This is a genomic window from Martelella alba (assembly GCF_005217455.1).
GTDB lineage: Bacteria > Pseudomonadota > Gammaproteobacteria > Enterobacterales > Enterobacteriaceae > Acerihabitans.
Genome location: NZ_SZPQ01000018.1, coordinates 112936 through 139187 on the forward strand (window position 1 = coordinate 112936; position 26252 = coordinate 139187).

At 52.8% G+C, this 26252-nt stretch carries 25 protein-coding genes and 1 pseudogene; 15 read left to right on the forward strand and 11 right to left on the reverse strand.

The annotated features are described in order from the left end of the window. Window positions 1–48: 48 nt before the first annotated feature. Both tus and FCN80_RS13495 read right to left on the reverse strand, forming a co-directional pair. Window positions 49–978, reverse strand: a complete 930-nt coding sequence (tus, locus tag FCN80_RS13490; RefSeq protein WP_136990680.1) for a DNA replication terminus site-binding protein — start codon at window positions 976–978, stop codon at window positions 49–51. A 253-nt stretch (window positions 979–1231) separates the two neighbouring features. After that, entirely contained in the window at window positions 1232–2503 is a 1272-nt protein-coding gene (locus FCN80_RS13495; protein WP_230492661.1) for an MFS transporter, read from the reverse strand. A 115-nt stretch (window positions 2504–2618) separates the two neighbouring features. Between FCN80_RS13495 and FCN80_RS13500 the strand changes: the two genes are divergently transcribed. The 3 genes from FCN80_RS13500 (at window position 2619) to bioD (ending at window position 5823) form a co-directional block, all read left to right on the forward strand. Beyond that, window positions 2619–3512 (forward strand): LysR family transcriptional regulator, encoded by an 894-nt coding sequence (locus tag FCN80_RS13500; RefSeq protein WP_136990681.1) that lies wholly within the window; start codon window positions 2619–2621, stop codon window positions 3510–3512. 221 nt (window positions 3513–3733) lie between these two features. Next, complete coding sequence (gene mlc, locus FCN80_RS13505; protein WP_136990682.1) at window positions 3734–4951, forward strand: sugar metabolism global transcriptional regulator Mlc; 1218 nt, start codon at window positions 3734–3736, stop codon at window positions 4949–4951. Between the two features lie 182 nt (window positions 4952–5133). Continuing rightward, window positions 5134–5823, forward strand: a complete 690-nt coding sequence (bioD, locus tag FCN80_RS13510; RefSeq protein ID WP_136990683.1) for a dethiobiotin synthase — start codon at window positions 5134–5136, stop codon at window positions 5821–5823. A 40-nt stretch (window positions 5824–5863) separates the two neighbouring features. Here the strand turns inward: bioD and FCN80_RS13515 are convergent, their stop codons facing one another. The 5 genes from FCN80_RS13515 to FCN80_RS13535 all read right to left on the reverse strand — a co-directional run bounded on the left by FCN80_RS13515 (window position 5864) and on the right by FCN80_RS13535 (window position 12394). Further along, window positions 5864–6133 (reverse strand): DUF1161 domain-containing protein, encoded by a 270-nt coding sequence (locus FCN80_RS13515; RefSeq protein ID WP_136990684.1) that lies wholly within the window; start codon window positions 6131–6133, stop codon window positions 5864–5866. A gap of 77 nt (window positions 6134–6210) precedes the next feature. Continuing rightward, window positions 6211–6534, reverse strand: coding sequence for a DUF1283 family protein (locus tag FCN80_RS13520; protein ID WP_136990685.1), 324 nt, complete (start codon window positions 6532–6534; stop codon window positions 6211–6213). A gap of 141 nt (window positions 6535–6675) precedes the next feature. After that, window positions 6676–7422 carry a bifunctional NADP-dependent 3-hydroxy acid dehydrogenase/3-hydroxypropionate dehydrogenase YdfG gene (ydfG, locus tag FCN80_RS13525; RefSeq protein ID WP_136990686.1) on the reverse strand — a complete coding sequence of 249 codons (747 nt, stop codon included), beginning with the start codon at window positions 7420–7422 and terminating at the stop codon, window positions 6676–6678. Window positions 7423–7487: 65 nt separating this feature from the next. Beyond that, window positions 7488–8546 carry an aldo/keto reductase gene (locus FCN80_RS13530; RefSeq protein ID WP_136990687.1) on the reverse strand — a complete coding sequence of 353 codons (1059 nt, stop codon included), beginning with the start codon at window positions 8544–8546 and terminating at the stop codon, window positions 7488–7490. A 467-nt stretch (window positions 8547–9013) separates the two neighbouring features. Continuing rightward, window positions 9014–12394, reverse strand: coding sequence for an autotransporter outer membrane beta-barrel domain-containing protein (locus FCN80_RS13535; RefSeq protein WP_170975389.1), 3381 nt, complete (start codon window positions 12392–12394; stop codon window positions 9014–9016). Between the two features lie 588 nt (window positions 12395–12982). On the opposite strand from FCN80_RS13535, the gene FCN80_RS13540 reads away from it, so the two are divergent. The 5 genes from FCN80_RS13540 to FCN80_RS13560 all read left to right on the forward strand — a co-directional run bounded on the left by FCN80_RS13540 (window position 12983) and on the right by FCN80_RS13560 (window position 19010). Further along, window positions 12983–14026 (forward strand): NAD(P)-dependent alcohol dehydrogenase, encoded by a 1044-nt coding sequence (locus FCN80_RS13540; RefSeq protein ID WP_136990689.1) that lies wholly within the window; start codon window positions 12983–12985, stop codon window positions 14024–14026. Between the two features lie 154 nt (window positions 14027–14180). Further along, window positions 14181–16247 carry a peptidyl-dipeptidase Dcp gene (dcp, locus tag FCN80_RS13545; RefSeq protein WP_136990690.1) on the forward strand — a complete coding sequence of 689 codons (2067 nt, stop codon included), beginning with the start codon at window positions 14181–14183 and terminating at the stop codon, window positions 16245–16247. 58 nt (window positions 16248–16305) lie between these two features. After that, window positions 16306–16848 (forward strand): GNAT family N-acetyltransferase, encoded by a 543-nt coding sequence (locus FCN80_RS13550; protein ID WP_136990691.1) that lies wholly within the window; start codon window positions 16306–16308, stop codon window positions 16846–16848. Between the two features lie 231 nt (window positions 16849–17079). Further along, window positions 17080–18396 carry an AAA family ATPase gene (locus FCN80_RS13555; RefSeq protein ID WP_136990692.1) on the forward strand — a complete coding sequence of 439 codons (1317 nt, stop codon included), beginning with the start codon at window positions 17080–17082 and terminating at the stop codon, window positions 18394–18396. A 2-nt stretch (window positions 18397–18398) separates the two neighbouring features. After that, window positions 18399–19010 carry an HNH endonuclease gene (locus tag FCN80_RS13560; protein WP_136990693.1) on the forward strand — a complete coding sequence of 204 codons (612 nt, stop codon included), beginning with the start codon at window positions 18399–18401 and terminating at the stop codon, window positions 19008–19010. Between the two features lie 105 nt (window positions 19011–19115). Here the strand turns inward: FCN80_RS13560 and FCN80_RS13565 are convergent, their stop codons facing one another. From FCN80_RS13565 to FCN80_RS13575, 3 genes are read right to left on the reverse strand one after another with little or no spacing between them, the layout of a single operon-like run. Further along, window positions 19116–19910 (reverse strand): ABC transporter ATP-binding protein, encoded by a 795-nt coding sequence (locus tag FCN80_RS13565; protein ID WP_136990694.1) that lies wholly within the window; start codon window positions 19908–19910, stop codon window positions 19116–19118. After that, window positions 19907–20968: a FecCD family ABC transporter permease gene (locus FCN80_RS13570; RefSeq protein WP_136990695.1), complete on the reverse strand. Its 1062-nt coding sequence runs from the start codon at window positions 20966–20968 to the stop codon at window positions 19907–19909. The genes FCN80_RS13565 and FCN80_RS13570 overlap by 4 nt, the downstream gene beginning before the upstream one ends. 6 nt (window positions 20969–20974) lie before the next feature. Further along, window positions 20975–22099 carry an ABC transporter substrate-binding protein gene (locus FCN80_RS13575; RefSeq protein ID WP_136990696.1) on the reverse strand — a complete coding sequence of 375 codons (1125 nt, stop codon included), beginning with the start codon at window positions 22097–22099 and terminating at the stop codon, window positions 20975–20977. A 647-nt stretch (window positions 22100–22746) separates the two neighbouring features. On the opposite strand from FCN80_RS13575, the gene FCN80_RS13580 reads away from it, so the two are divergent. The 7 genes and pseudogenes from FCN80_RS13580 to tnpB all read left to right on the forward strand — a co-directional run. Further along, the gene (locus tag FCN80_RS13580) at window positions 22747–23577 is read left to right on the forward strand and encodes a hypothetical protein (RefSeq protein ID WP_230492662.1); all 831 of its coding nucleotides are present in this window, start codon (window positions 22747–22749) and stop codon (window positions 23575–23577) included. After that, entirely contained in the window at window positions 23564–23920 is a 357-nt protein-coding gene (locus FCN80_RS27435) for an N-acetylmuramidase domain-containing protein (RefSeq protein WP_373880335.1), read from the forward strand. Before FCN80_RS13580 ends, FCN80_RS27435 begins: the two co-directional genes overlap by 14 nt. Continuing rightward, window positions 23907–24350, forward strand: coding sequence for a hypothetical protein (locus FCN80_RS13585; protein WP_136990697.1), 444 nt, complete (start codon window positions 23907–23909; stop codon window positions 24348–24350). Before FCN80_RS27435 ends, FCN80_RS13585 begins: the two co-directional genes overlap by 14 nt. A 94-nt stretch (window positions 24351–24444) precedes the next feature. Next, window positions 24445–24690: a hypothetical protein gene (locus FCN80_RS13590; protein ID WP_136990698.1), complete on the forward strand. Its 246-nt coding sequence runs from the start codon at window positions 24445–24447 to the stop codon at window positions 24688–24690. Next, window positions 24680–24898: a hypothetical protein gene (locus tag FCN80_RS13595; protein ID WP_136990699.1), complete on the forward strand. Its 219-nt coding sequence runs from the start codon at window positions 24680–24682 to the stop codon at window positions 24896–24898. The genes FCN80_RS13590 and FCN80_RS13595 overlap by 11 nt, the downstream gene beginning before the upstream one ends. Next, window positions 24843–25574: a hypothetical protein gene (locus tag FCN80_RS13600; protein WP_170975390.1), complete on the forward strand. Its 732-nt coding sequence runs from the start codon at window positions 24843–24845 to the stop codon at window positions 25572–25574. Before FCN80_RS13595 ends, FCN80_RS13600 begins: the two co-directional genes overlap by 56 nt. A gap of 235 nt (window positions 25575–25809) precedes the next feature. Next, window positions 25810–25896 (forward strand): annotated as a pseudogene (gene tnpB, locus FCN80_RS27440) (IS66 family insertion sequence element accessory protein TnpB); the annotation flags it as partial. Window positions 25897–25962: 66 nt separating this feature from the next. Here the strand turns inward: tnpB and FCN80_RS26815 are convergent. Beyond that, window positions 25963–26252, reverse strand: a 290-nt coding sequence (locus tag FCN80_RS26815) for a hypothetical protein (protein WP_230492664.1), incomplete at its 5' end; no start/stop codon positions are given.

The window sequence follows — 26252 nt, forward strand, 5'->3', positions numbered from 1 at the left end:
TGAAAATGCCCGGCCGCCGCTTGGTGATGTCCCCCGTCCCACGCCGGTTTATTCGGCAACATAAAGATGCAATCGTTCTATAATCAGATGTGCCGGTAAAGCGGACGGTTTGTATTTATGCCGCACGCTTTCCTGCCGATAATCGGTCAATTCCCCCACCTGGGGAAGCGGCGCGCCGTCGCGCCGCAAACTGAACACCAGTAACGGTGAAGGGCAGGCATACTGAATCTGCCGCTGCCGTTCCTGGTACCATACCCGGGCGATGGGTTGCACTTTTACCGGCCGTTTAATTTTCAACGGGATATCCGGCGGCAATTTGCCGATGACATCCCATTCCTGCAAAATCTTTTCCCGCCATTGCGTCTTGTCATAGGGCGGTACCGCCCGGCCGGCTTCCAGGCTTTTTTTCAGCATGGACAGGACATCCGCGCGGGTCAGGTTTTTGATGATGTGCTTGTTGGCCCAGCCGAAACGCACGCTCCAGGGGTCGATGATAATCTGTAATCCACGATAGGCGCTCAGTGTTTTCAGCCCGCGCAATTGGTTATGGACAAATTCAAAGCGTTGAGCGGGGGGAAGGGCGGCCTCCACGGTGATAATCCGATTGAACTCCGCTTTCACGCGGTTTATTTCGTTAACCACGGCGCTAATGCGTTCGAGCGAGGCGGGCTCAACGTCGAAACACAGCGCGCCGGGCAGGCGAATCGCCGCTTTGGCGCTGCTATTCTGATTCTGATGGAAAATAAACAGCCGTTGGAAATGATTCAATCCCCGCGCCAGCGCATCGGCGCCGAGGTGCTGAAGGACAGGAATCGTGGTGACCGCGTCATGTTCCCGGCCTTTTTCGGTCTCGGGCAGTTCGAATACCCGGCCTATCAGCAACGGTGTTTGTTCAAGCAGGGCGCGCAACTCGGTAAGGCGAGCTTGCATGGTGGTAAAGCTGTCGTTGAGCCGTGCTATGACATCAAGGTGACGCATGGTTTGGGTTTTCTAGTTACAACATTCTGGTAGTTTAACGAAATCCCCCTTGTTTCGCCAAGGCGTTAACGATTAATATGTCTCGGAAATCAATAAACACAAAAAAAACATTCGCCTTAGTTACAACATACAAATAATTCCTTTCAAAATCACGAACACTTCGGCCACACGCATATCATCATTCAACAGGGAGGAACAGGGCTACACCTTGCGTCCGGCGCTCTCACCGTTATCGAGGGCGCCGGACAACCGGTCAAATCGCTCGCAGTTCAGGAAGTTTGCGTAACCGCTGCGCAATGAACAGGGCCGCTATCAGCATAACCGCCAAAAATAGCACGACGCCGGTCCAGGCAAAACTGTGCCAAAAGAGGCCGCCCAGCGTGCCGGCGGTACTCGAACCGACATAATAACAGAACAGGTAGAGGGAGGAGGCTTGTCCCTTGGCACGCCGCGCTCGACGGCCTATCCAGCCGCTGGCGATAGAATGGGCGGCGAAAAATCCGGCGGTAAACAACATCATCCCGATAAAAATCACAACCAACACATTTACCCAGGTGATCAATAACCCGGCCAGCATAACACCGATGGATGCCATCAATACCGGGCCACGACCATAACGCATGGTTAGCGCGCCGGCCTTGGGCGAGCTGATTGTGCCTGTCAGGTAAGCCAGGGACAGAAGGCCCACAACGGCCTGGCTAAGAAACCAGGGCGCGGCCATTAAGCGATAACCGATATAATTGAAGAGTGTGACAAATACCCCCATAAGCAAAAAACCTTCGGCGAACAATAGCGGCAGGCCGGCATCGCGAAAGTGCAGGCGGAAATTGATCGCCAAGGTATGGGGTTTTAGCGAAGAAGGGCGGAAATGCCGTGAGGATGGCAGAATACGCCAGAACATCAATGCCGCGCATAACGCCATCATGCCGATGGCACCGATGGCGATACGCCAGGAAAAAAAATCGGTCAGCACGCCGCTGAGCAGCCGTCCGCTCATACCGCCAATGGAATTGCCGCTGATATACAACCCCATGGTAAAGGCAACCGCCAACGGATCGATTTCTTCACTCAAATAGGTCATGGCGACGGCGGCGACGCCAGAGAGCGACAAGCCCACCAAAGCCCGGGCGATAAGGATTTCCTGCCACTGGGTCATCACGGCGCTGATAAGCGTAAACACCGCCGCCAGCAATAATGCCACGACCATAACGGATTTACGCCCCACGGCATCGGACAACGGACCGGTAACCAATAGCCCCAGCGCCATCAACCCGGTTGAAACCGATAGGGAGAGACTGCTTTCCGCCGGCGTAATCCCGAAATCGGCCGATAAAACCGGCAAAATGGGCTGCACGCAATAAAGCAACGCAAACGTGGCCAGACCGGCCGAAAAGAGCGCCAGCGTCAAACGGAGATACCGCGGGGTGCCACGTTCGATAAAGGGATGTTTGACAGGGACATGTTGCGGTGTGCCGGGTTGGGGCGTCACAGGCATATGCGCCGTGTTACGCAAAGGGATATTCACGATACTTCCTCAAATGGATGCTTAATCGTGATCATAGAAATTGTTAGATGGGTTGTCTAATATATTAATAATCTCAATTGATATGTAGAAAGTATGATTATTGCATGCGGGCCGGATGAACATTGAACTGCGTCATTTACGTTATTTTATCGCTGTGGCGGAAACCCTGCACTTCGGCCGCGCCGCGGAACGGCTGCACATTTCTCAGCCGCCCCTTAGCCAGCAAATCCGTCTTCTTGAGCAGGAAGTCGGCGCGCAACTGCTGGAACGAAACAACCGCAATGTCCGCCTGACGCCGGCGGGCAAGCAGTTTCTTGAACAGGCCTGGTTAATCATCGAGCAGGTCAATCAGGCGGCCGACCGCGCCGCCCGGATCCAGCGCGGCGAATTGGGTGAAATCACCATTGGTTTTACCTCTTCCACTCCCTTTATCAGACGGATTTCCGCGAATCTGCTGGCCTTCCGGCAACAGTATCCCGACATTCATATTCAAATGGTCGAAACCAATACCAAGCAGCAAATTGAACCGCTGCTCAATGGTAAATTCGATATGGGCGTGATGCGCAATACACCTTTACCTGATGTCCTCAACTATCAGCTCCTGTTTCGCGAGCCTCTGGTGGCAGTGGTGCATGAGGACCATCCCCTGGCCGGGAGTTCCGCCGGCATTGTTTCAGTACGGCAACTGGCCAGGGAGCCCTTTGTTTTCTTCGACCGGAAAGTCGGTACCGCCCTTTATGACGAGATATTGCTGCTGCTCAAACGTTTTGGCATCACGCCCTATATTACCCAGGAAGTGGGGGAGGCCATGACCATTATCGGCCTGGTTTCCGCCGGGTTGGGGGTTTCCATCTTACCGGCATCCTTCGCCCGTATCCGCGTTGACGGAATTTGCTATTTGGCGCTGGAAGAAACGGAAGCCCGCACCGAAGTCTGGTTGGTGACGCATCGGCAACGCCGACTTTCCGCCGCGGCAAAGACGCTGATCAATTTAATGTTAAAGCAATGATGTTACTCTCTGTAACAGCGCGCGGAAAAACGGTTCAATGCGTCGGGCGCCGACGGCTTGTTGCGTTTTATGCCCGTGGCGAAGGTTGCCAACCTGGGTGCGGGCCACATTGTGTGCGTTAAATCACATAACTAATCAAATATTTGACGGCTATATTGAAAAGTCACACCATAGCCCCAAGTCAATTATTTCATAGCGTGAAAATATCAGGAGCAGGGTGAGTGATTGGCCATGGTCAGCCAGGGCATATCGATCAAATCAAACAGTTTAATGCGGGTGTTGTCTATCGTTTGATTGATTCGTTCGGCCCGATTTCTCGTATCGCCTTATCCAAGGAAGCCCGGCTCGCCCCCGCCAGTATCACCAAAATTGTGCGAGAGCTGGTGGAGGCCCATCTGGTCACTGAAACCGAGTACCAGGAAAACGGGATGCGTGGCCGCCCGGCCATCGGTCTGGTGGTGGAAACCCAGGCCTGGCATTTTCTTTCGGTGCGCATCGGTCACGGCATCATCACCCTGGCGTTGCGCGAGCTTAGCAGCAGGCTTGTCGTTGAAGACACCGAGGCATTACCGGCGCAAGCGCCGGAGCCGTTGTTGCAGCGGCTTGTTAAATGTATCGACAATTTTTTTATTCGCCACCAAAGCCTGCTCGAGCGATTAACGGCCATCGCCGTGACCCTGCCAGGCATTATCGACGCCAAGGCCGGCATGGTCCATCGCATGCCCTGGTATAACGTGGATAATCTTTCTCTGGGACCGGCGCTCAGCGAACACATCGGCGTTCCGGTGTATTTGCAGCATGACATCTGCGCTTGGACAATGGCTGAGGCGTTGTACGGAGCGGCGAGGGGATGTAACGACGTCATACAGATCGTTATTGATCACAATGTGGGCGCCGGGGTCATCACTGGCGGCACGCTCTTGCACGGCAGCAGTCAGAGTTTGGTTGAAATCGGCCATACCCAGGTGGAGCCTTATGGCAAACGCTGCTACTGCGGCAATCGCGGCTGTTTGGAAACGGTGGCCGGTATTGAGAGCATTCTGGAGTTGACCCGTCAGCGCCTGGCGCTGAATATGGACTCGGCGCTCAATCAAACCGGCGTCAGCATTGAATCCCTATGCGAGACGGCTATCGCCGGCGATACGCTGGCGCGGGATATTATCGTCGGCATCGGCAACAGCGTCGGCCGCATTCTGGCTATCATGGTCAATCTGTTTAATCCGGAAAAAATTCTGGTGGGCTCGCCCCTTAACTCGGCATCGGACATCCTGTTTCCGGTAATCCGGGCCAATATCCGGCAGCAATCCTTGCCCGATTACAGTAAAGATATCGTCGTGCAGGCGACGCGTTTTCAAAATCAGGGCACCATGCCGGGCGCCGCGCTGGTCAAAGACGCGCTTTACGATGGCTCATTGCTGTTAAAGCTTTTGCAGGGATAACATCGACGGCGATTTTTGAAAAAACAACCAAGACGGCATATTTCACAAGAAATAGTCCCTATCAAGGCGTTTACCGATAAAAAATTGAGCTAACGCAAGCCATTCCCGAACAATATCGCTTACATTTTCATTATCCGATCATTTTAACATGTCCAATGGATTAACGACAGGCTGGAGTTGTCATGTTGAAGCGTATATTTGTTGCCGGTACGGATACTGCTGTCGGCAAAACCATCGTGTCGCGCGCTCTGTTGCAGAACCTGGCGGCACGAAAGCTCAGCGCGGTAGGGTATAAGCCTATTGCCCGCGGAAGTCAGGTGACGCCTGAAGGGCTACGTAACAAAGATGCATTAATTCTTAATGCATCTTCAACTATGACTTTGCCCTATGCCCAAACCAATCCGATCTGTTTTCAGGAAGAAGAAATCAGCGCGTATACCGGCGACGACATTAATTACAGTCTTATGTCCTCCGGTCTCAGTCATTTAAGCGAAATGGCCGATGTCGTGGTGGTTGAAGGCAGCGGCGGCTGGCGAACAATCATGACTGATTATCGGCCTTATTCCGATTGGGTTATACAGGAACAACTACCCGTAATCTTGGTAATAGGTATCAAGCTTGGCTGTATAAGCCATGCTTTATTAACTGCCCAAGCCATTATTAGCGATGGTTTGCCATTAATAGGCTGGGTAACTAACCGTATTAATCCTGGATTGGCCCATTACGCTGAAATTATCGATATTCTGCGCAATAAGATACCCGCGCCCCAATTAGGAGAGCTACCTTATTTACCTCGCGCCGAGCAACGTGATCTGGCAGGTTATATCGAATTAGGCAGTTTACTGGACAAAAAACAGCGGCTGACGGCCTGAATGACCGCCAAAAAAAAGCGGGGTCGCCCCCGCTCGGCGGCTATGGACTGGGCGTGTTATCCTCACCGTTGCCACCGGTGCGCATGTAAATGATTTTCTGCGTGTCGTTATCGCAGTGTCCCACCACCTGTCCTCCTGACTGCTCGGCTTGATCGGCAGGGACGATCCGCAGACTGAAGCTTGACGCCGGCAAACCATTTTCCACGATTTTGCGCGAAATATCCGCCTGGACGCTTTCACAGGACGCCAGAACCGTCATTGGCAGCAGCGTAAGGGCGCCCACCGCGCCAAACATAAAGATTTTCTTCATCTTACTGTCCTTTTCTGAGAATGAAGTACCCTTACAAAGAATAGCAGCGTCTGATAATTTGAGGAAACCGCCGGCTATCAGCGCAGGATAACCCGACCGGTGCGGCGATCGAGGCAACGGGCGGTGTTGGGTTCCCAGTAGGCGTTGACATTATCACTGTTGGCGCATTTTTCCTGAAGATCGACCGCATTGTCGTATTTGTCAAAATCTTTTTCCACCCGCTGATTGACTTTGCCACGCAACGCGCGGGTGGCGTCCCATTGTTCCTGGTTTTCCCGGGCATGTTCGCGGGACAAGGCATTGTCGCCGGAATCGATGATAACATGCTGCGTGGCGGCGCCGACCGCACCGGAAAAAGCCAGGAGGGCGAAGAGCAGATGTTGCGCGGAAATTTTTTTCATAATCGATTCCTTTACTTTAAATTTACAGATAATGCCATATTAATATTGCGTTATGCTTATAAAAAATACGCCGGCCTTATTGATTTGGGTGGGATAAAGGCAACCGCCCCGCAATCAGACGGTTGCCGCAAACCGGGGTCGTCAGTCCCGATGTACGCTTAATCCGGCGAAAGACTGATTGACCGGCATCATTTCCAGTACATTGATATTGACGCGCGAGGGCAGGGTAGTCACCCAATAAACCGCTTCGGCCACATCTTCCGGCGTCAGCGGATCGGTGTTTTTGTAGGTATTGGCCACTTTATCGTCGTCGCCTTTGAAACGGACCGCGGAAAATTCGGTTCCACCGACCAAACCAGGCTCTATATCCGTCACACGGACTTTGGTGCCGACCAAATCGGCCCGCAAATTGAGACTGAACTGACGGGTAAATGCTTTGGTGGCGCCGTAGACATTACCGCCGGCATAAGGCCAGCGGCCAGCGGTAGAGCCCAGATTCACAATATGTCCGCGGCGTCGTTCCACCATACCGGGCAACAGGGCGCGGGTCATATAAACCAACCCCTTATTGTTGGTATCGATCATGTTTTCCCAATCATCAAGGCTGGCTTTGTGTGCCGGCTCCAGTCCCAAAGCCAGTCCGGCGTTATTGACCAGCACATCCACTTCGCGCCATGGGGCCGGTAATGTTTCCACGGCTTTTTGCACATTTTCCCGGTCCCGCACATCGAGTTTCAGGGGAAACAACGCATCGCCCAGTTCGGATTGCAAGGCATCAAGGCGTTCCTGACGACGCCCGGTGGCGATAACGCGGTGCCCCTCCCCAATAAACTTGCGGGTAATGGTTTCGCCGAATCCGGCGGTCGCACCGGTAACGAAAATAATCATCTGACATATCCTCTTATCTTGCAGTCGGTGAACATACTTTACAATTTTTCCCGTGGCTTGGCGGCTCAGACTTTACGCAAATAGGGGGCGATAAGGGAAAGATCGGCCGGAGATAACCGATCGGCCGCCGTTTGCGCCTGATGCCAATAAGGATAGATCAACGGCAGGCGACTGACCGCGGACAACCGATGGACCTCGTCACTATTGAGGACCAAATTGGCGGCCGCCAGATTATCCTTTAATTGTTCCTCGGTACGGGCGCCGATAATCACCGAACTGACCGCCGGTCGGCTTATAAGCCAGGCCAGCGCCACCTGCGCCGCCGAAACCCCTCTGGCTTCGGCGATATCCACCAGGACATCGATTATCTTGAACAACGCTTCCTGATTGTAGATTGGCGGCTCGTTCCATTCCTCCAGATGCCGGGTGCCGCTTTCGGGTTGGCGATCACGGCGGTATTTGCCCGACAGTAGGCCGCCAGCCAATGGACTCCAGATCAATACCCCCAATCCTTGATCCTGGGTGATGGGCAAAAGCTCGTACTCGGCTTCACGGGATTGCAATGAATAATGTATCTGCTGACTGACCGGCCGGATCAGATTCAGCCGTTCCGACACGCCCAGGGTTTTCATCAAATGCCAACCGGAAAAATTAGACACGCCGACATAACGCACCTTGCCGCTTTCCACCAGATGTTCCAGCGCATAAAGCGTTTCTTCCAGCGGCGTTAAGCCATCCCACTCATGCAACTGGTAAAGATCGATATAATCGGTTTTCAGCCTTTTGAGGCTCGCTTCGCAGGCGCGAATCAAATGATGGCGGGATGAGCCGCAATCGTTGGGGCCGGTGCCCATGGGAAAACGGGCCTTGGAGGCTATCAGCACTGCATGGCGCTTTTCTTTCAGGACTTCGCCGAGGATTTCCTCCGACGCACCCTGAGAGTAAACATCGGCGGTGTCGAACAAGTTGATCCCCGCGTCGAGACAAATAGCCAGTTGGCGGCGGGCTTCCGCCACGCCGGTATCGCCAACCTTGGCGAATTTGCCTTTGCCGCCGAACGTCATGGTGCCGAGACTCAATACCGATACTTTCAGGCCGGAACGGCCGAGCTGACGATATTCCATATGGATTCTCCAAGCATGAGTACTTTGGTATTCCCTGCCGCGCAAGGCCGTCCGCGGGTAGACCGCAAGTCACGCAAGGCGGTGGTTCGGACGGCGTAACCGGTTAACGGCAGGGCATTTATATTGCGCGATGTGTCGATTGAATGCGCGGAGTTATCATTCCGCTGATTGTCAACACGGGCAGGTGACGATTATGGCGCACGAAAATGGATGAAACGCCATACAAAATACAATGAAAATGGCGCAAAGGCGAGTGCCGCTTTGCGGCATGACCGGGCCAGCCGCAATGACGTCTGTGGATAACGTGTGGATTGTTGATAAAACGATCGCAAAGCGTATAAAAGATCCGCAACCTGTTGAAACGGCAACCCGGATCCCAATCGATCCGCCTGCGGTTTTCATCACGATGCCGATCCAAGGACTCTCAGCCGCACAAAGCGCTGTGCGACCGAGAGGGGCCGGCGAAATTAGAATCGCACTTTCAAACCCAGGGTGCCGACGGTATCGCGATAGTCGCCGCCGCCGATGCGTTGTCCCACATTTCCCCAGACGGAGAGGTGAGGATTCAGTTGGCCTTCGTGACCTATTTTCAGTTCCGCCATATGTCGGCCGCCGTCCTGAACGAACCGGTCGCCGTCGATTTCCATGCCGAAACGCCGTGTAGAATGTATCCAGTGCGCTTCGACGAAGGGTTTGTAGCGGACGAAACCGGTTTCACCGCCCGCGCCGTTGAACTCAAGAGCGATCCGTCCACCGATGCGCGATTGCAGATTGCCGGCGCCATGCAAGGTCATGCGCTCAGCACCCTTGCCCTGGGGGGCCGTGCGTACACCCATCCAGGCCAGTTGCACTTGCGGCTGTAAATGCACGCTGAAATCGGCGTTTTGCCGCCACTGCCACTGATAGCCGGCTTCCAGGGTGCCGTTAAAGCCCCGGGAACGATAGCGCTCTTCTGCCAGCGTTTCGCCTTTCACCCGGTTATCGAACCAATTGTAATTCAGCGCACCGTCAAGATAGATCCCTTGCCGCCCGCTATCCCGTTCGCGCCAAGTGGCATAGAGGCCAAGGGCATAACCATCCAGGCTACCGGTGGCGCGATAATCGCTCAGTTGCGCTTGGCTACGGTTGTGGCCTTGCGCGTGTCCCGCCATCAGTCCCAGATGAAAGCCTTCGCCGTTTTTGCCGCCCGCCGATAAAATTTCGCCGCCCAATTGCACCAGATGCCGGTAGGCGCGAGTAGAAATCTGTCCACCGGCCAGACGGACATCGTTGCGTCCACCCGCGGTACGCAGCCAGAGTGAAGAGCCCTCCGCGGCGTCCGGGTACGGCGAACCATATGGGTAGACCGGCTCGCCGATACGATCATGCATGCTGGTGAGAAACAGGCTGTTGGCCGCCGCCGAATTGGCCACATAGCTGCCCACTTCAGGCCGTAGCGCCTTGCGTCCGCCTGATGCCGCCGGGGCGGGCGGGACATATGACGGGCCCGGATCCGGCTCGGGATCCGAATCCGGCGTCAATGGGGTATCTTCGGCAAGAGGCTCAGCTTGCAGTATAACCGTTTCATTGACCACAGGATCTTCCGACAAAAGACCATTCACTTGCGCCGGCTCAAGCATCTGCCTGCTACGCGGCATAGGCAGGGGCGGTTCCTCTCCTGCGGCATCGCGGTGTTCCGCCGTCACCGGCGCATCGGCCTCTGACATCGCCGTGTCTTCAGCGACAACGAATACCGATGCCCCGCTCGCCGGCAACAGGGTCCGTCCGTCCGGCATGACGAAAGATTGGCTCGTTTCAGCTTGAATGCCGGTATCAGATCGGCGAGCGGCGTGATTTCCCCGACGCTGTTCAATACAAATCGATTCAGCGGATTGTGCCGGATTGTCTTTCGCGGGGGATTTAGGGGACAAAACGAATGACGAATTCCGCATTTCCTCAGTTGGCGTTTTAGACGCGGCATGTTCACTGGCGAGATAGGTGTAGGTTCGCGCCGGTTTGGACGGAGGAATGTCCTTACGGGCCACAGCCGCCATGGGCGTAACCGATTCGTTTGGCGAATGGGCATCGGCCGGCCCCGGATACGGCATAACCGCCTCGGCGGGCGGCGCGCTTGGTAAAGGCGCGTCGGCCGCTCTTAAACTCGGCTCGAATGCCTCGGCGGGCGGCGCGCTCGGCAAAGGCGCATCGGACTTGCTGGGATTGGCCCACTTTTCCGTGAGGGCACCGGATACCCTGGAAGGGTTTTTCCTCAAGGTTTCCGGCATCAACGTTTCCGGGAATGTGGTCGTCAGCAACCAATCATTGCCTTGCTGAGTCAGAAAATAATCATAGGCGCCGGCGACCACGCGCTGATTAAGACGGAAGGTATCGGCGGGCAGCAATGTATCCGACAACACCTGAATGAGAGTAATGCCTTTGTCGGTTTTCGCCCCTTTGCCGCCATGGTTAGTCACCATGACCTGGCTGCTGCCGGTGGCCGTACCGCGAATGATTAATTTGTCGGCGGGGGTACGATCATCGCCCAGCTTGGCATCGAACATGATCAGGCTGCCCGGTTCGCCATGATAATTACCGTCGATGGTCAAGGTCCGGTACTGGCGCTTGGTGGAGTAACTTCGGTCAAAAAACAGATTGCCGGCATTATGCACGTTGCCTTTAACGGACCCATTGCCGCCGAAAAAGGCATCCTTGTCAATGCGCACACGATCGACGTTGAGCCGCGCGCCATTGACCAGGGTGAGATCACCTTGTTCGATCCAGGCTTTTTTCAAACTGACGCCGGCGCTGTTGCTACCGGATAACTCCCAGTTTCCCGGACCTATCTTATGTAAATCGGTAAAACCCTGCCGACCTTCCACCGTCGCGATCTTATCAAGGTGAAAGCCGCCGCCATGGGTATCGGCGTCGAATATCAGCACATTATTCCGTCCGGCGGCCCCAATACTCCCCTCAAGGCGATAACCCGGCTCCAGAAAAAGATTGTTTTCGTCGCCATTGAATTTCACCGCATAGAGATTACCCTTCAATTTACCCCTGAGGGAGAGGGAACAGCGATCCTGGGCTTCGATAGCAATGCCATTGGACTTGCCGCCGATTACCGTGCTGCTTTGGGAAACGAGAACACGGGAAGGACCGCTGACCAGTTTTATCCCGGCGCCATCCTGGCTGTTAACGGTACTTTTGACGAGATTGATTAATCCATTTTCAACAAATATACCCGCCGCGTTGTGGTCATGACTTCCTCCGTGAATATGCGCGTCATAAAGATTGACCATCGCGGAACCCGTGATGGCCAGACCATGACCGGCGTACTGTTGGGACTCGTCAACGAAACCGTGGGCCTGTTTTTTACGATCGCCGCCGCTGATGGTACTTTGGTTTATTTCCAGCGCCAGCGGTTGCGGACCGCTGCCGATGATAATGGGGTTTCTTTTGCTGTCGGAATTGAAGGCCAACTGGTAATCCTGCCACGTCCCCGGCGCACAGGTATTCGCCCGGCAAAAAATCCCCGCGCCGCCGACGGAAGAACCCTGTTCAATCTTGTTGGCGGCCCGGGCTTCGCCACCCTTGAAATGGCTTTTATCTATAGTGACGTTGATAAGATCCTCGCTATAGGAAGCCAGGCCGTGGCCGCCGATCTTCCCCGTTCCGCCCTTGGCCCGTACCTGTAATAAAGAAACGACGCCTTGCAGCGGTTTGATGATAATTCCGTCGCCGCCGGCGATAATATCTCCGCCGGGCGCCGGCGCTCCCTTGTATTTTTCCTTGTTGCCGTCGATAAAAGTCAATATGCTTGTCGTGCCGCAGCTCGCTTTAAGGGAAGAATTGGGTCGATTGACGATATCCAACTCTTTATCATTGGCATAAACTGGATCTATGCCACCTATAAAAGTGACAATAGTACAAAAAACACTATTTATTTTTCTCATGTTATCCTATCAATAAATATATTGATGTTTTACGCGTGGTCTATGCTCTAAATACTTCGCGTTGCATCGCGGCGGCAAGCGAGCGATAAATTCGTCAGAAGCGAATCTGGTTGAATCGCGGCGGCAAGTGAGCGAACCCCCAGGAACATCGATAACGCTGTGACTGGGATGAGCGAACACAGCCAACAAAGAGGCAACTTGAAGTATGGCGAGTATAAAGTATAAATTTAATTATTAGTGTCTAATCCTTGTAATTGACTGACCGGCGTATTTTATCCAGACAGAAATAAAAAACAGCCCCAACCGTTATTATGTTTACGGTCCATTCAATATTTTTCACCCGGTGACATCCGGTGGCGAAAACAGGAATTTTTGCAGGATCAGGCAATGATGAAGCAATAATGTTCTACCCGCGCCGCGTTATTTTCAGGCAAAGTAAATCGCCAAACTTAACATGCCAAGCAAGTCTTGCCTGTTTTTTATTCATCTGAATTGGGAGTGCCTTCTATGTCTAGAGCGAAAGGTTATGCCGCACTGGCCGCCAAAGCCCCGCTGACCCCTTATGTTTTCGAACGCCGAGCGCCGAATGCGGATGATATCGTGATCAAAATCGCCTATTGCGGGATTTGCCATTCGGATATCCATCAGGCCAGAGACGAGTGGGGCAGATCTCACTTTCCAATGGTTCCCGGCCATGAAATAGTCGGTACGGTAGTCGCTAAAGGTGACAATGTCACTAAATTTAACATCGGCGATCGCGTAGGCGTCGGCTGTTTCGTCGATTCCTGCGTTCATTCCGCCGAACGGGACGAAGAGTTGGAGCAGTATCGGGATGGCCTGGTACTGACCTATAACAGTGTGGAGCGCGACGGCAAAACGCCGACAATGGGCGGCTACTCGGATCATATCGTGGTCAAGGAGGGCTACGTCCTATCCATACCCGACAACCTGCCGCTGGACGCGGCCGCGCCTTTACTTTGCGCCGGTATTACGCTCTATTCCCCGTTACGTCATTGGCAGGCAGGCCCTGGGAAAAAAGTGGCGATCATCGGCCTTGGCGGCCTGGGGCATATGGGCGTGAAAATCGGTCACGCCATGGGCGCCGAGATTACCGTGCTGAGCCAGACATTATCGAAACAGGCGGATGGATTTCGGTTGGGCGCCACACATTATTACGCCACTCAGGACCCGCAAACCTTCGTTAAGCTGCAAAACACTTTCGATTTGATGATTTGCACGGTGGCCGCCGACATAGATTGGGGCGCTTATCTTTCTTTGCTGAAAATCGACGGCAGTATGGTGCTGGTCGGTATCCCGGAAAACAAAGTGCCCCTTGCCGCCGGCGCCTTGATCCATGGACGTCGCAGCCTGGCCGGGTCGGGTATCGGCTCGATTAAAGAAACCCAGGAAATGCTGGATTTCTGTGGCGAGCATGACATCGTATCCGATATTGAAATGATTGGCGTGCAGCAAATCAACCAGGCTTACGACCGGGTGGTGAAAAGCGACGTCCGCTATCGCTTCGTTATTGATATGGCCACGCTGGGATAGTTTTTCAGACGTTACGACCGCGCGCCTGACGCCGCCAGAAAATAACCGACGATGTTAGGCGCCGCATCATTTTCATTTCGTCGCCAGGTAACCCCATGTCCATAAGCCTGACGCGATATGCTATGCTGGACGCCTTGCGCGACAGGAGCGTCTCATGCCAATTTCCCCCCACACCGGCAATCCGTTTTTTCAGGCCAGTCCGCTGCCTTATGCGGCGCCACCCTTTCATCTGATCGCCGAGGCCGACTACAGTCCGGCCCTGGATGCGGGGATTCGATCGTATCTGGCGGAAGTGGACGCCATCGCCAACCGATCCGATCCGCCCTCCTTTGAAAATACCTATGCCGCATTGGAAGACGCCGGCGCGCTGCTGAAACGGGTTTTAAACGTATTCGGCGCGATGATCGCCGCCGCCAGCAGCGACTCTCTGCGAGAAATCAATGAAGCGCAGTCCCCCCGTCTGGCCGAGCTCAACGATGCCATTACCTTGAACGCCGAATTGTTCAACCGCCTGCAAACGGTTTATCGCCAGCGGGATCAGCTGACGCTGTCCGCTGAATCCAGACGGCTTATCGACATGACCTACCAACGGTTCATTTTAGCCGGCGCACGGCTCGATCCCGCGGAGAAACAGCGATTATCCGGGCTGAATAAGGAAGCGGCGGCCTTGAGCGCCCGATTCGGCAATCTACTGTTGGAGGCCGCCCGCGAGGGAGCCTTGGCGGTGGACGAGCCGTCCCGCCTTAGCGGTCTTTCCGCCGCGGAACTGGCGGCGGCGCGGCAAGCCGCCGCCGATCGCGGTCTTGAACATCACTGGCTTTTGCCGTTGCAGAACACCACGCAGCAACCTTTATTGCAATCATTGCAAACCCGCGCCACCCGTGAGGCGTTATTTATCGCCTCGGTAAACCGGGCGGAGAAAAACGACGTCAGCGATACGCGACCGATAATCCGCCGTCTGGCGCAAATCCGCGCCGAAAAGGCTCACTTGCTGGGGTTCGCCGATTACGCCAGTTGGGCGCTGCAAGATCAGATGGCCAAAACGCCCGCGGCGGCGCTGGCTTTTATGCGCGCCATTGCGCCAAGCGCTTTGGCGAGGGTGCAAGACGAGGCGGCGGATATTCAGCAGATCATCGACCAACAGCACGGGGGATTTCAACTCGCCCCATGGGATTGGCAGTTTTACGCCGATCAGGTGCGCAAGCGGAAATACAATCTCAATGACGCGGAAATCAAGCCTTACTTCGAGCTGGGACGGGTGTTGGCCGATGGCGTGTTTTACGCCGCGCGGCGCTTGTATGGAATACGCGTTCAACCACGCACGGATATTCCGGTCTATGATACGGACGTCAAGGTTTATGAAATCTTTGATCATGACGACAGCCCGCTGGCATTGTTTTACACCGACTATCTGCAGCGGGACAATAAAAGCGGCGGCGCCTGGATGGGCAACTTTGTCGATCAATCCGCCCGGCTCGGCACAAAGCCCGTCATTTATAATGTCGCCAACTTCGCCAGGCCGGCGGCCGGAGAGCCTGTGCTACTGACCTGGGATGATGTTATCACGCTATTTCATGAGTTCGGTCATGCTTTGCACGGCCTGTTTGCCAGTCAGGATTTCGCCGGTTTGTCCGGCACGGCGACGCCGCGCGATTTCGTGGAATTCCCTTCGCAGTTTAATGAGCATTGGGCTGACGACCCCGAGGTCTTCGCGCATTATGCCCGGCATTATCGTACCGGCGACCCTATGCCGGCGGATCTGGTGAGCCGTATCGGCCTGGCGGCGCGCTTCAACAAGGGCTATGACATGACCGAACTGCTGGCGGCCGCCTTACTGGATATGCATTGGCATACCCGGCGTATCGACCAGCCGGTGGAGAATATCGCCGCTTTTGAAACCGATGCGCTACGTCAGGAACAGCTTGATTTATCTTATGTCCCGCCGCGCTATCGCTCGAGTTTTTTCCAGCACATCTGGGGCGGCGGCTACGCGGCGGGTTATTATGCCTATCTTTGGACCGAAATGCTGGCTGACGACGCCTTTGCGGCCTTTCGCGAACGGGGAGGACTGACGTTGGAAAACGGCCGAGCGTTCCGTGCGGCCATCCTGTCCCGCGGCAACAGCGAGGATTTGCAACAGCTTTACCTGTCGTGGCGCGGAAAAGCGCCCGATCCGGAGCATATGAGGCGTCACCGCGGCTTGTCGCCATCATTGGCGTGATCATTCCGCTTGGTATCGGGTTACCGATGGCGTTACGTTTTCTACGAAGGAAAATCCCATGACGACAGCGGATACAAATCGGCTGGTACAGCTTATCCCATTTGAAGAGCGGCACTTCGCCACGCTCTCCACCTGGTTCAACAGCGCCCGGGATGTGGTGCAATGGGGGGGACCGCAACTGGACTTTCCGCTCGATCCGCGGCAATTGGACGCCATGCTTTCGGAATGCCGCGCCACGCCTCCGCTGCGACTGTGCTGGATGGCCGAGGATGAGGCAGGCGGCCTTGTCGGGCATGCGCAGTTGGCCCTCGATTGGCGCAACGGCGTGGCGCGGATCGGCAGGGTGGCGATTGCGCCAGCCATGCGCGGCAAGAGTCTTGCCGGCGCCATGTTGAACCAGGTATTGGCGCGGGCCTTTGCTTATGCGGCTATTGAGCGGACCGAATTGAATGTTTACAGTTGGAACACGCCGGCGATTCGCGCATATCGCCGGTTGGGTTTTGTTCACGAAGGCGTTAGGCGTTCCTCCGCCAAAGTGGACGATGAGCGGTGGGACACGGCGATGATGAGCATATTGCGTTGCGAATGGAATAGCATATAAACAAACACTCAACACATCGTCGGTTGATGGGTGGAAAAAAAACCTATTGCTCGATGGAGAATAAAGCATAAACCCTGACCGGACGCGCCTTTTGGGGTCGGCCAGGGACGTTACAATCGATTGTCGCTTATGCCTTTCCTGAGGCTAACCTACTATTTTCACAGAAAGATTTACGTATATACTCTAGGCTACGAGGGAATGACCGGTAACTTAAGGCCAGAGGAGTCGTTCGTGAAAATAGCCACAATACTACTGACCAATTTTCGCTGTTTCGCCCATTTCGCCGTACATCTCGATCCCCGGCTGACGGTGATCATTGCGCGCAACGGCGCGGGCAAATCCGCTCTACTGGATGCGATAGCCCTCGCCCTGGGTCCTTTTTTAACACGCCTGCCCGGCGTGAAAGGGCTGAGTTTCAAAAAGACCGACTTCCGGATTGACGCTCACAATTCACAGCCGGCCTATATGCGCATTCGCTGCGAGAGTCTTGAAAACGTGGTATGGGATAGAACCGAGCGGCGGGATCAATCGATCAAGACACAGGCCGCAATCCCTCCGGGGGTGGGGCTCAAGGCATTGAATGATTACGTTGATCAATATATTGATGCACACAATGAAGGCGAAGAGTATTCACTTCCCGTTTTCATTTATTACGGAACCGGCAGAGCCGTATTTGACACGCCATCACGAAAACGCGCGCTTAACCGGCATTTTTCCCGTTTTGAAGCCCTTGATGGCGCATTGGAAAGTCGGACCAATTTCACGCGCTTCTTACAATATTTTTATCAACTGGAAGAGAAAGAAAACCGACTCCAGAAAGAACGGCGTTCTTTTGAGGTGGAGTTGCCTCAGCTTGCCGCGATACGCTTGGCGGTGAAAAGGCTTCTCCCGCAGTTCAGCAACATACGTTCGGCGGATATCGCCGGGCTAATGCTGGATTGGAAAAAAAATCCATCTGATGATGCACCGGCGCAAACGTTAAGAATCGAGCAACTGAGCGATGGCTATCGCACTACGCTCGTGATGGTCATGGATATCGCCGCCCGTATCGCGGAAGCCAATCCTTTTTCGAAAAATCCCCTTTCCACGCAAGGGGTTATCCTCATTGATGAAATCGATCTGCATATTCATCCCGAATGGCAAAGGGAATTTTTACCACGGCTTATCCGGGTGTTTCCCGGCATTCAGTTTATCGTCTCAACACATTCGCCCTTTATCATCCAGTCGGTCAAAAGGGGGCTGTTAATCAATTTAGATAAAGAGAATGCGGCCGATAGTCCTTCCCTGGATCAGGAACTGAGCATCGAAGATATCGCGCAAAATGTGATGGGGATGAATAACGTTCAGCGCAGCGCGCTGTTTAACAAACAAGTCGAGATATCAGACAAGTATTACAAATTGCTTAAAGCGGGCAGGACAGCGAAGGATGCCGACGTATCGGCGTTATCGGCGGAATTAGACCGGATTGAGGAGTCTTTCGGCAATAATCCCGCCTGGGTAGCGTTGTTACGCGCTGAGCGCAGAAAAAATATCGCCAAAGGAGGGTAGCTATGCGACCGATTTTGCGGCCGGCCTATACGGGCCCGGCGATCACGGATTACAAAAGTTATTTGTCCAGTCTACTGACCGCTTATGGCAATTACTGTTCCTATTGCGAGCGTATGGATAAAGTCGACGTAGAGCACGTCGTGCCTAAATCCCATGCACGGCACCTTGAGGTTGACTGGCATAATCTTCTGCTTGGCTGTCCTCGCTGTAATAGAGACTTCAAAAAAAACCGCAACACCTCCCGTGTGGGATATGTCTGGCCGGATGAGGACAATACCTATACGTTACTGAAATATCATGCTGATGGCAGGGTAGAGCCCGCGGCGGGGCTTCCCCGGCCGCTGCAAAAGAGGGTGCTGGCAACCCTCAACCTTGTTTGTCTTGACGATTCAACCAAAGTTCAGAAACCGCTGTGCCTCGGTAGAAGAACCGCATTTCAGATAGCGGAAATGGTCAAACAAAACTACTTGGCCGGGAATCAAACACTGGAGGAAATAAAGGATTTTGTCCGCGCCGGGCATTGGTCGGTATGGTATACCGTTTTTCGGGACATCCCCGAGGTCATGCGCGCGCTGGCGGAATTGCATCCCAATACGGATATCCACCGCGTATGAGTCCGTGCAGGGAGCGCACCGCCGGGACATGGGGCAACCGCCGCGAAACAGCGACGTGTTCATTCCAGACAACGCGAAATTTCCGTGGGCCATGGCCCACGGAATTCACATCTCCGGCACGGATGCCAGACCGTCTATCACAACGTGAGGAATACCTCGTGAACAGCGTTCTATACGGCTACGCACGCCATAAACCCGCTCCAGACTTTCCGGGCTGATCACCGCATCCGGCATGCCGTCGGCCATCAGCCTGCCGTTTTTCAACATCAGTACATGGTCGGCGTGGCGTAGCGCGATGTTGATATCATGTACCACGACCAGCGTAACGATATCCCGCTTGCGGGTTTCCCGCCGGACCAGGTCCATAACATGAAACTGATAATTAAGATCCAGCGCGCTGAGGGGCTCGTCCAGCAGCAATAACGATGGCTGCCGGATCAGCGACTGGGCCAACCCCACCAATTGTTTTTGCCCGCCGGACAGTTGATCCAGATAGCTTAGCGCCAAGGCTTCTATGCCCAATTGGCGCAACAACGCCATGATTTCCCGCTGGCTATCGTCATTGTATAGCCCGCCCGAGGCACGTTGCGCGACTATGATCGATTCCAGCACATGCAAATGTACTCCCGCCGGTAGTGTCTGCGGCAGGTAGACAACCTGCCGCGCCCGTTGGGCGAAAGAGCGACTCAGCAAATCCACGCCATCGAACAACATCTCGCCTTGCGCCTTGCCCAAGCCGGCCAACGCCCGCAACAAAGTCGATTTACCGCTGCCGTTAGGTCCAAGCAGCGCGGTAATCTCGCCACGGGGCAATCTGGGTACCGACAGACCGGCAATCACCGGCCGTTTGGGATAACCGGCATGAAAATTCACCAGGGTTAATCCTTCGCGCTGGCTCATAGGCTCCCCCGGTGGCGCAAAATAATACTCAGGAAAAAGGGCACACCGACCAATGATGTCACGATCCCCACTGGAATGATAACGCCGGGGAGCAGATTCTTCGACGCCACCGACGCCAGCGACAAGACCAGCGCGCCGATAAGGGCGCTGGCAGGAAGATAAAAACGATGATCCTCGCCAAACACGATACGGGCTATATGCGGCGCCACCAGACCGATAAAGCCGATGGGACCGACGAAGGCCACTGACAACGCCGAAAGCATGCTGATACGCATTAACGCGGTCAGCCGCAAGCGGCGTACATTGATACCGAAACTGACGGCCCGGTCTTCTCCCAGCCGCAGCGCGGTCAGCCGCCAGGCATTGGCCATCGACAGCGGCATGATCACCACAAACGCCAGCGCCAATATGCCGAGTTTTTCCCAGGAGGTGCGGGCCAAACTCCCCATGGTCCAGAACACCAGGCCCTGCAAGGTGTCCTCATCGGCGATGAATTGCAACACCGATACCAGGGCGTTAAAGGTAAATACCAGCGCGATGCCGAACAATACGACGCCAGACGTGGACACCTGAGTCCAGCGGGTGAGGGTATCCAGCAACAACGCCGCCAGTAGCGCAAAGAGAATGGCGTTGGCGGAAATAAACCATTGCGCCGGCACACCCGGGATGCCAATACCCAGCACAATCGCCAGCGCCGCGCCGAATGCCGCCGCGGACGATACTCCAAGCGTAAACGGACTGGCCAGTGAATTGTTGAGAATCGTCTGCATTTCCGCGCCGGCCAGCCCTAACGCCATACCCACCATGACCGCCATCAAGGCGGTGGGCAGGCGAATATCCCAGACAATCACCCTGATGCCGGGGTCGGCGCTGGCCGGATCCGCTAAGGCTCGCCACAAAATGTGCAGTGAGAGTCCCGAGGGGCCGAGGACAAAATCCAGTAGCAACGTCGCCAGAATCACCACCGTCACCATGAGCAAAAGCCACAAACGGTGTTGGATAATTTTCCGGTAGCGATGCGGCGTGGCGGCAAGACCGGATACGGATGTGACACTCATCCGACGTCACTCCGCCAAGGGACTGGCGAAAATAAAGCCACGATCCGGCAAGCGGGTGAAATGCCGAATGAGATAATGGTAGGACGCAGCAGGATTTAATGCGGCAAACTGTTGTGGATAGATGGCTTTGGCCAGGTATTCCATGCCCACGATGTTGTAGGGATGATTGTAAAACTGGTGATAAATGCCAAATACCCGTTTTCCCCGTACGGCCGGAATTTCACTGACACCGTTGCGAGCCAATAAAGCCGCCGCTGTCTGTTTGATGGCCTGTTGATCGGCATCGTACCCCAGCGGTAGCATGTGATTTTCAGCGGAATTGTGCCGGGTGCCGGTCATGATATAAACATCCGGCCGCATACTGATCAGCTTCTCCAAAGAGACATAGCCGGCCGCGCCGGTTAACAACGTCGATCCGATATTACGGGCGCCCACCGCTTCAACCAGCGCCCCCCAACCGTTGTGGGCATGGGTGAAACAACAGCTGTCTGAACGACCGGCCAAGGCTTCCACAAACACATTGGCTTTGCGGGGCAAATGCGAAGTCTGGCGTTGGATGGCGTCAAGTTGCTGACGATAAAAGGCGGTATAGGCTTTAGCGTTGTCGTCTTTGTTTAGCACTTCGCCCAACAGGTCGATGCTGGCGGCAGTATTTTTTACCGGGTTGACTTCATAATCAACAAACAACACTGGAATGCCCAGCATATGCAGCTTGTCAATGACACCGCTTTGGCTCAGCGCCGCTTTGGCGCGTAGCTGGGCAATCAACAGATCCGGTTTTTGAGCCAGCATGCTTTCCAGGTTCACTTCGCCATCATCGCCAAAGCCCATATCAAGCACTTTGTCCGCCTGCGGCCACGTGGTTTTCAGCATATTCCAGGTCGCGACATCCGACCTTTTCGGTATGTTATTCCACGCGACCAGCCGCTGAAAGGGATTGGTCCGGTCAAGCAGCGCCAAGGCCATGATATCGCGTCCATCTTGTAAGACCACGCGTCGGGGTTCGTGGGCGATTGTGACGGATTGTCCGCTGATATCGGTGACAGTGAGTGGGTATTGCGTGGCATATCCGCTAGCCGACAAGCCAAGTAGAGCGAAGAAAACAATGCAGCGTGCTAAATACGAAAACATGACAACATCCTTGAAAGTAAAACCCGTTAAAAGTGATAATGATAATCAATTTTAACTTCGTTTGCGGCGAAATTTAAAAGACAAAATGTAATTTTTTATCACTAGCAACTGAACTGGCTTTGATTAATAAACCGCCTTCATTGAGTAGCAGGTGAAATGAACTGCACCCCCGGCGGAACGCGGGATATCCGTGCGAATAATGCCTTATTGCCCATCAGAGTGTGCCTCGGCGGTGACGCCGTGTTGTGCCACAAGGGACGCCAGCGTATTCATACGTTGAAAAGATCCTGAACTGCCAAGCCACAGTCGCTTGCCGCCGCTGTAAACCGTCATTCAATCGGCGCACCGTTGCTTGTGCATCTACTCTTTAAGCTGCGCCTGTGGTTGCGCGGCATGCAAGAGCAGCACGGACCCAAGCAGACAACCGATGCCAATTGTCTGGGCAATAAAAACCACCATCTTGAACCGGCCCAAAAGTGCGGTAATGATGTGTTATTCGCCTTTTGCGGATGCAGTTGTCTTTCTCGCGCCCACCACCAGACCCTTAGGCCAAGAGGCGGCGCCATTACAGGCTGAGGCAATTGCTGGCACAGGGTTTGTCATGGGTGACGTTTAGCCAATTCATGAATGGTGTTACTTAAGGAATAATGATGGACATACGTTATCCGGTGCGAAAAGCCGACGGGCGGGACTATAAAAACTATGATGCGCTGCTAACCGATATCCGCAAAAACGCCCATGGGTGGTGGCTGATTGGCGTAAATCGTTACTGGCATGGGGGCATTCATGTCGGGGCGTCATCGTCTCCGGCGTCGGTACTGAGTCAGGATGCGCCGGAAAAGTCTGTTCCTCTCCAGTTCATGATGGGCGGCGAGGTGGTGGCAAACGTAAAGAGTATTAAAACGGGCAAACAGTTCATTAAGCTGAAGCTGAAACGGCCGCTGTACCTGCGAAACGGGGAGGGCGAGGAAAGTACCTTTGCGCAGATGAGCGCCATTACCCGTGCCGATGCCGGAAAAATTATTCCGCGTGACGCCACGTACCCGTTTACGGATAAAACCGGGGTGACCTATTTCCAGATCCGCCCGCATACGTGGATGCACCAGGACGATGTAGAGCAGCTCAGTCAGCATGATTTAGAGGGGCTAAACTTTCACTGTATTGAGGCTGAACCCACAACGGATTTTACCCGCACGCTGGATGAACGCTGGGTCATTGACGCCCTGAAAAGTATCTGTTCGCACTTTGATGGTGAAAAAGGACCGCAGTTCGCGCAGGCAAAAATGTTTTATGACAGCCTGATCCGTAATGCTGAAATTCGGGATCGGAGTGGACCTCATCCGGACACGTCACAGGACGCGCAGTTGTTCGGCTCGCTGCACACAACTCAGATGAACATCCCGGAATATGCGCGACGGCTGATAGTGAAACACGACAGCGACTGGCACAGTACCCGCGACAGATATATCAAACCCTGATTCGGGAGGATATGGACCTACATCTGAGCAATATTCAAAATTACTTAGAGCATATGCACTTGATAAAAAATCAGCATTAAAATCAGCATCTTGGGGTAAGTTCCAGATTCTTGCGTCAAACCACGTTGCAGCCGGTTACGTTAGTCATGAGGATTTTGTTTTCGCCATAAGTAAATCTGAAAAAAGTCAACTAAAAGCGTTTGTTAGTTTTATCGAAGCTGACAGTGTTTTACTGAACTCTCTCCGTTCTAAAGATTGGCTTTCATTCGCCAAAAGATATAATGGAAAGCACCAAAAAGGATATAATTTAATAATGGAGAAAAATTATAATGCATCATTATAAATTCGTGATATTAGTTGCAATGTTTCTATGCGGTTCATCGTTTGCAAATGATGAATATTTTTTGTGCGATACTGCAAAGGGAACCATTACATTAGATGGAAGCAATGGTGTACTTCGGTACACCTTAACGAACGACCGCAAAAATGAATTTTACTATGAGTCAAAAGATAATGATTTTTCAGGGTTTAAATACAATCATTATTCGCGGTTTCAAACTGAATACTTCAACGTGTCGTTTGTAAACGCAGGGTATAAATACACGATATTTAGTAATTATGAAGATGAGAATGAAAGCCGTGGGGTTAGTGTTACGAATCTGAATAGCAAAAAAGAATCTGTTTACGATTGTAAGTCCGTTAGTATTGACCGCCTTAGTGATTTGTCGTCAAAACTAGCCTGTGATAAGGATTCTGCTCTTGGTTGTGAGTAGCTAGGCGTCGTTTGATCAAATTCTTTCACTATCAACTTACAATCGGTTAGAAGAGGATGTAAAAAGAATATGTCAGAAGCCTGATGCAATAAGAGTGTATCATCCGAATCCAAATGCAACTCCCGAACAAGCATGGAATGATACTCCAGAAAAAATAAAAGAGGTGCTTGTAGATTTTAGATATCATGGGGATTACACACCTCATGCCCGTTCATTAATTCAGCGGTACGCTTATTTTGGTGATTTGTCTTCATTTGGTAAGGTATTGTCAAATAGAACTCAATGGTCAAATGTTCCACAAGATAGATTTTTAAGGAGAGTTGGGTTTTATGAAAATTAAATATCTTTTGTTTATTTTGTTTGCTTCATATTCTGCGGAAAGTGTTGCCGCATTTTCTGAGGAAGAAAATAGCCAGCTTGCGAGTATTAATCAGAAAAGCTTAGAGGAAGTAAAAACGGCATTACACAATTTGAACATTTACATTAGGATGAATGATGAAAAAAGTGGTTTTGTTTTTAGCTATTGTTTCGTTCTCTGCTGTGGCTAGTATTACTGACATCACAACAAAGCCAGTTGCATTAACAGCATTGAAAAAAAGCAGTGCTCAATATGTTGATATTTGTAAAGCGGTCGATAATTCTTGTAAAGACGGGACTTCTATCTGGAAAGAAAAGAATTCGGATAACATCTTTTATTTGACAACGTCACATCTTCAGTTAATGAAGCTGAAAAAAGATGGTGATATGTATTCTAAAATGGTTTCGTGGGATTTCACTAAAGAAACTAAAAATGAGGATATCCCTGATGATGAACTTACCAAAAGCGATGTATATATATATCCAGCTTTATATCCTTTAAGTAAAGTTAAAACGGCCGTTGCGTTAGTATCGAAATGGTCAACAACTTATTCTGGAGGGGGGCGCGAGGAAGAATATGCAAATTTCATGATGATTAATGATGATGGCTCATATCAATCAGCCTTTAAAAACATTCCATTTTCATCAAGAGAAATGATAAAGGCTTGTTTCACGGAGGATGATTATGCAAAAAAAACACATTGTCACAATGAGAGTTGGAGCATCTTAAGCCTTAAAATCACAGATGACTCGAAGGAATATTACTTATGGAAATTCATAACAAAATCATATAATTGGCCTGCATTTAAAGACAAGGCATCGACTCAAGTAAGTATTAACGAGAGCGTTGCATATCCATTCCAATAGCAGCCACAACATAACAAATAAACACCCATCCTTGTTTGAGAGGACCTATTACATACTGAAAAACAACCAATTTTATAAAAACTTTGAGGATAAAAACCACTGAAATCATGTGCATAGAGGACACAATACAAGATAACTTTGAATCGCTTTTTTCTTATAACCGCTCACGTAAAAGATAAGGAAAGGAGGCGCCGCCTTTGTTTTTTGCAACAAGTCTCATTCCCGCGTTAAAGTCCTGCGCTGGGATAAACACGGCGTCTGGCTGTGCCTGCGCCGTCTCCACCAGGGCCATTTTATCTGGCCCAAACAAGGCGATGTTGCCTGGATATTGTCGCCCGAACAGTTCGACTGGCTGACCAAGGGCATCGACTGGCAACGCATAATCGGCTTACTGTTGCTTGTGCACCATGCATTTGAGCTGCGCCTGTGGTTGCGCGGCATGCAAGAGCAGTACGAACCCAAGCAGACAACCGATGCCAATTGTCTGGGCAATAAAAATCACTATCTTGAATCGGCCCGCAAGTGTGGTAATCACGATGACAGCCGCGAAATTGTGCCGGATACCCTGGCAAACAAACACGGCCACGCCAGAACGCTGAGGCAGGGTAATCCCCCCATTTTTAACGGAGGTGATAAGTAGAATCAGGTCATGCGCTGAATATGCTGCATTGGTGTGAA